This is a genomic window from Rhizorhabdus sp. P4_G5 (assembly GCF_056401065.1).
The window spans coordinates 1-2,064 of record NZ_JBFUKB010000022.1; the positions used below are offsets into that span (position 1 = coordinate 1).

Annotated in this window: 1 protein-coding gene; it reads left to right on the top strand. The window is 61.8% G+C overall.

Annotated elements, in window-relative coordinates; genetic code table 11:
- A partial coding sequence (locus AC1DQK_RS19055; protein ID WP_477873431.1) for a TonB-dependent receptor occupies positions 1 to 1,988 on the top strand: 1,988 nt, incomplete at its 5' end.
- Positions 1,989 to 2,064: the final 76 nt, after the last annotated feature.

Below are 2,064 nucleotides of genomic sequence, written 5' to 3' on the forward strand. Positions count from 1 at the left end.
GGCACGCTGGCACGCTGTTCGGCCGCAACGCGACCGGTGGCCTGGTCCGCTACATCACGCGCAAGCCCAAGCTGGACGCCGTCGAGGGCTTCGTTGACCTGAACTACGGAATTCACGACTCCCCCGGATCGCCCACCGCATTCCATGGGGAAGCCGCGATCAACCTGCCGATGGGCAGCACGATGGCGACGCGCGTCGCCGTCATGTGGAACAAGGCCCAGCCCTATGTGCGCAACTCCTATCCGGCGGGTGCGGTCGGTGGGTCGCCGGGCCCCGGCGCCGGCGCCAATCTGGGCGACGACGATACCCTGACCGGGCGTGTAACCACTTTGTTCGAGCCCAGCGATGGGGCGCGGATACTGCTGTCCGTCAATGCGGCCAGAACCCGGATGTCGACGGCACCCTATCAGGAGAAGCCGACGGTCGGCATATTCGATGCGGCCGGCGAGCTGGTCAATGTGATCAACGCTTCCCCCACCGAGACGCGCGCTTCCATCGGCGCAAATAACCAGGATTTCGGCTCAGACCTCAATAACGACGGCGTGTTCGGCGACAGCTTTGGCCGTCCCGTCCCCGGCGCCGACTTCTTTGGCTATAAAGATCCCGATGGAAGCGATCCTCGCACGTCGAGCGACTTTGCATTCCGCAATCACGGGCGGGTGCGCACCTATGGCGCCAACCTCAACGGCGAGTTCGAGTTAAGCGACGGCGTCAAGTTGGCGGCGGTGACCGACTACAAGCATTTCTACAAAATCGGTTTCGTCGACACCGATTCTGGACCGGGCAACCAGTCCGGCGTGTATCAGGGCGTCAAAGCTTCCACCTTCAGCCAGGAAGTCCGGCTGACAGGAAAGAGCGATCTCGTCGATTGGACGGGAGGCCTGTTCTACCTTTACATCAAGGCGCACGCACGATCGGGGCTGAAATTCCCCGTAGGCAGCGTTGTGCCGGGAGCGCCATTCGATATCGGCGCCGATGGAACGCTCAGGACCAATTCCTACTCGGCCTTTGGCCAGTTGGACTGGCACATCGCCCCGCAGCTTACGTTGATCACCGGCGCGCGCGTGATCCGGGAGCAGAAGAACTTCGACTTCATCCAGGGAATATGGGGCACCACCGACTCGCGTAAGACGCAGATTGGCGCACCCCTCGTCATTGGACCGCTGTTCGGTGCGAGCGGACCAGCGGGTTATGCGGACAAGTCCAAAAAGACGCTCTGGGCCGGCAAGGTGCAGCTCGACTACCAGGTCAACCCGGACCTGCTCATCTATGCAGGCATCAATCGCGGCGTGAAGGCGGGCAGCTACAACGCCCCGGTTCCGGGCGGTCTTGCGGTACCTACGAGCTCGCTTCCCTACAAGGCAGAAACCCTCACCAACTACGAGGGCGGTGTGAAATATACTTTCCCGGACGGGAAAACGAGGTTCAACGCATCTGCATTCTACTATGATTACAAGAACTACCAGGCATTCCTCTTCTCCGGCGTTGGCGGTATCGTCATCAATGCCGACGCGATAACGAAGGGTGCCGAAGCCAGCCTCTTCACCTCGCCTGTCAGGGGGCTCGATGTCGGTCTTTCCGTGTCCTACTTCGATGCGAAAGTGAAGGATGTGCCGCTTCGTGCCGGAGGCCCGATCCGGCGAGACGTCAAGCCCAACTATGCGCCGCCGCTGCAGGCCAGCGCCATCGTCCGGTACGAATGGGAGGCCTTTGGCGGCAAGCTCGCGGTGCAGGGCGACGCCAGCTATACCGACCCCTTCTATTACAACCTCCGCAATTTCGACGCGGACAAGTATGGCAGGACGGTGATGGTCAATGCCGGTCTGGGCTGGTCCAACGAGACCTGGGAGTTGAACTTCCGCATCAAGAACCTGACCGACGTGCACCAGGGGATCCAGGGCTTCGACCTGGCGACCTTCTGCGGATGCAACGAGGTGTCCTACAAGCCGCCCCGCTTCTTCCAGCTCGGCGCGCGCTACAACTTCTGATCGCGTCAAGCACATGAGCGCTCGCGACCAGGCCGCGCAAGCAATGTCGGCGAGCATCCCGGCCGGTCCTCCAGCC